This is a genomic window from Sediminispirochaeta bajacaliforniensis DSM 16054 (genome assembly GCF_000378205.1).
Classification (GTDB): Bacteria; Spirochaetota; Spirochaetia; order DSM-16054; family Sediminispirochaetaceae; genus Sediminispirochaeta; species Sediminispirochaeta bajacaliforniensis.
The window spans coordinates 1-5,225 of the sequence record NZ_KB899455.1; the positions used below are offsets into that span (position 1 = coordinate 1).

Consider the following 5,225-nt stretch of genomic DNA (forward strand, 5'->3'; position numbering starts at 1 on the left):
CAACAATCCCAACTGCCCCTTTGTCATCGGCTCGGTGCACACCAAACGGACCCCTCCCTACTACGAGCAGGACGGAGCCAACGACAAGAAGTACATCAGGACAAGAAGCGGCCTTGAGATCATGATGAACGACAAGGAAGGAGAAGAGGAGCTTGTGATCAGCGCCAAAGAGGGGAAGATGAGGATCAGCCTCTCATCGGCCGGCATTCAGATCGTCAACGAACTTGGGGACATCAACATCAAGTGCAGAAAGCTTACCGCTTCATCCAGCCAGGCCATCATCAAGGCAAACGCAAATCTGAAGGCCAGCTCAAAGGGGAATGTGGGCCTTGATGCCTCAGGTGATATGAGCATCAAGGCCGGAGGGAATGCCGTCTTTGAAGGTTCGAAGATCGCCATCAAGGGGAGCACCGGAGTAACGGCGGAAGGCAAGCAGGTGGCAAAGCAGGACGACCCGGTTGTAGGGGTTGATAAGCACGATGTGCAGATACCCACGAGCAAGGGGTGGAAGACCCTGCCGAAGCTGCCCCACCCCTATGTGGGAAAGCTTGCAGACGGGCTGTCCAGTGATGTAACGGTAAACAACAAACCTGCCGCGGTGAAGGGGTCGAAGTCGGCCTTTTCCCCGGGCCACATTCCCATAGGAGGGGTGAAGTTCAAGAAGAACCCGAACAATGAGGGAGAGGTAACATCCGGCACCATTGGAAGTGTGAAGATCAACGGGAAGGAGGCGGCGGTGTTGGGAGCGAAGGTGAAGACCTGCACCGATCCGCAGCCGGCCGAGAACTGCAGCATCTTTGCCTTTGGGACGGCGGTGGCCATCCCGTTTATGCCGCCGGGCTTTGATCCCGAGCAGTACAGGCGGGATGGAGGGTTTGTGGTGAACACCACCCAGGTGGTGGCGCCCAGGGGGACGCCCAATGCCTTGAAGGATGAGCGGAGTATCTCCAGCCCCCAGTGGAGTGCTTCTACTGCCACGGTGGGAGAAGAGGTAACGCTCTCTGCGAATGTGGAGAGTCAGAACGGACTCAGGAGCCCGGTGTACTTCATGATCTATCCGGAAGGGGCCGACCCTGAGGTGGACCCGAAGATAGCGGAGCTGTCAACCGTGGTGGAACGCGGCCGGGCAGAGGTGAAGTGGAAGTACGTGTATGTGCCTGACCCGCAGAAGCCTTTAACCGAGAAGCCTAAGTTCTTTTTTGTGGCCTGGGCCTTTCGCTGTGGAAAGCACCGGAGCGGGGTGATCGAGATGGGGCAGGATGTGCGGATGCGTCTTCTCTCAGCAAGGAATAAACCCCGCAAGCAAATACCGTATACCCTCCTCCTGCCTGATGGTACAGAGCTTCAGGGCGAAAGTGACGATCAGGGAATCATTGAAGAGAACGGATTAATTCCCGGAGCATATACCATTACCTTCAGCCGCAAGGAGAATAGCAATGGATAACACCCAAAACGAAGAAGAAGGGAAGCCCGAGGTGATCAGGATAAGCGAAAGTGATATGGCAAAACCGATTACCATTTCTTCCAGTAAAGAAATCATTGTTATTATCGATGCCGAACAAAGCGGAGCATCGAAGTAAAAACAGGGAGGAGTTGAAATGGTTCGGTATCCTTTAAACTTGCACGAAGCTGTGGCGGTGTTTCGGGAAAACGAGCGTCTTGACGGGGGATTTTTCCCCGTCGGGGTAAACAACTGCTGGCATGGGGGAATCCATCTCCGCTCCAGAGAAAAAGCAATTCATCCTCTGTCCAATGGAACTCTTGCCGCTTATCGCATCGCAGAAAGCAATTGCGAGATCCCCCTGCTGAAATCTCTTTCCAAGCGAGAATATGAACATATACAGGAAATGGGGAAGCGTCTGGAGCCGTCAGGGATCTTGGAAGCTGACTGCTACGAACTGCTTGAAGAAAACGAGGCGATTGAACTATATACCCTTAAAGAGGAATATGCCGATACAACAAAACCCGGATCACATTGTTTTGTGCTCATCAAGCATGAACTGCCTCTTCCTGCCGACGGCGATCAGGGAAATGAAAGTACCCTTGAATTCTTTTCATTGACAATGCATCTGCTTCCCGATGGCGTTTATGCCTTTCCCGATGACTACTGTAACGTGTCGACATTTACCCTGAATCATCGCACCCCTTTTTACCGGGATTGGCTGTTCCGGGTTGCAAAGGAGATTGATACTACCGGGATACGGGCCATGGTCTACAAACAGGAACGAGGTGTCGACATCGAGCTTCTTCCCGGCTGTGATTATGAAGTTGCAGATCAGCAGTGCTTTTATCGCTCATACAACCGGAACGAACTGGAAGACAATGTAACCATCCTGGCGATGATCGATCCGGTAAAAAACGTCCGGGAAAGGATTTCTGTCCGACGGATTTATCTCGGAAGGGCGACAAGCCCCATGACCCTTAAAACAGGAGATGCCGATGCGGTCCTCTACCGGCCCCAAACCCTGGACTACGATGATTTGGAAGAAAACCGCATGGGGTTTATTCCGGCAGGAACACATATGGGGGGAATCACCGTTGTCGAGGATGCAAGGGAAGAAAGCAGCTGGCAGTATCAGCAGAATATCATCAAGATTCGTCTTCCCCATGGGAGGGGTGTAGAATCCCGGGAGATTACCGGATTTGTTCATGGTGATTGCCTTCAACATGGTGATAGTGGATATGAGATTACCACCGATTGTTATGCAGCCACCGCCGTTGAAGCACGAGGAACTGCCATTCCCGATGATCTCTACAAGATCATCAGCTTTAAAGCGTATCTGGAAGTAATGCAAAACGGTGTAACCCGCTATAATCCTGATTTGTATTCCCGGCAGATTGTCCGTCCCTTTACTGTCTTTGAAGAGACCGGTCCGATATTCAGCAACAGGGACAGGCAACCCAACTATGCAAAAGCCGGGGATTCCGAACTCATGGTGATCGTCAACGAGCGCTATCGCCGCCGCATGTACGATCCGGAAAGCTTTGCCCGTCCTCCTTTTTCCGATGGTGATCGATATCTGTTTACCACTGATGAGGAGTATCTTCCGGTGGCCTTTGTGGATGCAGATGATTTTTCCCGGTTTCGGACAGAGGGTTTGGAGTTTCGCCAGCTGGACCGAGCCCTTTCGGCTCTCAAGCTGTATACCATGAGCTACACAGAAATCTTTGAAAAAGGTGATACGGTTGTGATAGAGGAAGCGGCCGGGAACGGGCCTTCGGCGCAGTTGTCGGGGATTCACGGCCACAACCTGTTTTTTGTCAAATTTCAGGTTCCCGAGGATGAAGATTCCGAGTGGTACGTGCGGGCGGAAGAGCTTGCCCTTGAACGGGGAGAGCACGGCAAGGTTGCCCTGCATCCCTATTACGAGGGTGATACGGTACGGCTTTCCCATCCGGGAATTGTACTCTACGATTCGGGAGAGATCTTTGATTCTGGACGGCCCAAGGGAAATCCCCGGCAGGTACTGGCAGTTGGCAAGACCATGAAGCTCATGAATGCCGATGGGTTTCTCTCCAACCCGAACAGTTACACCATGGTACCGGTACAGCTGGAAAATGGTCTGGTACGCTATGTGCTTTCCCAGGCCTTTCGCGGAATCGAGGTAAAGAGCGCGGTAAAAGAGGGCTTTGAGCTGTCCGACGACATTCAGATTCCCGACGATCCCGTCGAGGTCGGTGTGAACGATCTTTTAGGGTATGGCGGAGAGCTGGAGGGGGATCGGGATTTCTACCACCTGAGTCTGTTCTTTAAAGAATGGCCCGAGGCAGGGGGAAAGCGATGGGACCGCTACCTGTTACCCTTGGGAATCGCTTACCGCCAGCCTCAAAGCCTGCCTGAGCAGTTCCTGTATCTTCCCCGGGGGAGCACCTTGACGCTCCATGCCCCGCAAGGTGACCAGCGGGGAACGGTCCCCTGTCTGCAGGCACGGGAGGTACAAATATCCCGGATGATCGTCTATTTCAAGACCTCCGAACTTACCCCGGTTACCGACCCGGAAACCCTTGGAGGTCTTGGAACCGCCGAATATGTAAGAAACCACCGGTTCTATCGGGTGGCCGAACGCATCAGCGAGGCCTATCTTTCTTTTACACGGATCGATTTTGCCGGCGGGCGGAATGAACCCGGAGCAGAGGGAATGAGAGTGCATGTTTTCCGAAACGGGGCATTGGTGCAGGGAAAGATCTTTGCCGAGCATGCGCCGGGAAGCACCGGCTATATGGGTCTGGTGATTGACCGGCAGGAGCTGGAGGAGGATGCCTTCCGCTTCTGGATAGAGGAGACCGGTCCTTTTAGCCAGGCAATCTCCAAACCGGACGACCAGACAATGGTCACCAATTCGGCCATCAGCGTGGCCTGGTACGAAGAGAACCCTGAGCTGTACACGATGGCGGAAAGGCCGCTACAGGGGATCGAGCGGACCGGTGAAGCGGTGATCAGGCCGGAGCAGTCAATAAGCCTTGTGGACCGTCATAATGCGGAGTATACGGGATTTCCCCTGGGAGACGGGGTTTACTATCTGCCGAGGCAGACGGCGGACGGGTATAAAAAGGACCTTCTGGCGTGGGATGAGTTTTTCACCATCAAGGAGGGGGAAAGCGATGAGGATATCTTCTGCGATATCGCGAACGAAGTGCTTGCGCCCCTGGATATGGACCGGGACGGAGTGGTCAGGGGAAGTGAACTGCGGAGGATCTTCAATCACCAGGATGAGGGGAACAATGGCGATATCGTACGGGCTTTAAGGCGTCTGGGCTGTCAGTTTCCCTTTGAATGGAACCGGGAGCTGTATGGTGATGATTACCAAAGCCAGCTGGATGAGCATGAGCTTGATAATGACGACGACCTGGTGGAACATACGAGAGCGGTGATGGATGCCATGGATATCTGGGCGGGGATAAAGGATCTTCCCGGGATTGATAACGCTGCGCAGCTGTGGCATGTGCACCCGGTCTATTTTCTGCAGCACCTCAGGAAGATGGGGCTGTGGGAGATGAATCCGTATGCGGGGCATACCATATCCTGTTCCCCGCGGATCGAGGTGAATATTCGTGATAACCCCGGCTTTGCACCGAGGGTGAGGGAGAGGAGTCCATACACATGGGAGCAACCAGGGGGAGAGGAGTATTACGCGGGGATATCGACGCTGTTTAATGATCCGTATACCCCGACCTGGACCCATGATGGCGTGGACTTTGTGGCATCCAGGGAAACTCCGGTGATA

Annotated in this window: 2 protein-coding genes and 1 pseudogene; all 3 read left to right on the forward strand. The window is 53.7% G+C overall.

The genetic code is table 11. The features are described from left to right. Positions 1–1,444, forward strand: a pseudogene (locus tag F459_RS24335) (hypothetical protein); the annotation flags it as partial. Continuing rightward, positions 1,437–1,580: a hypothetical protein gene (locus F459_RS24080; protein WP_020614733.1), complete on the forward strand. Its 144-nt coding sequence runs from the start codon at positions 1,437–1,439 to the stop codon at positions 1,578–1,580. The pseudogene F459_RS24335 and the gene F459_RS24080, both read left to right, overlap by 8 nt. A gap of 39 nt (positions 1,581–1,619) precedes the next feature. Next, on the forward strand, positions 1,620–5,225 hold a 3,606-nt coding region (locus F459_RS0121640), incomplete at its 3' end, for a hypothetical protein (protein ID WP_154651774.1).

Bases quoted from the DNA above. Each gene is read 5' to 3' on its own strand.
- F459_RS24080 (WP_020614733.1), top strand. From the start codon at position 1,437: ATGGATAACACCCAAAACGAAGAAGAAGGGAAGCCCGAGGTGATCAGG.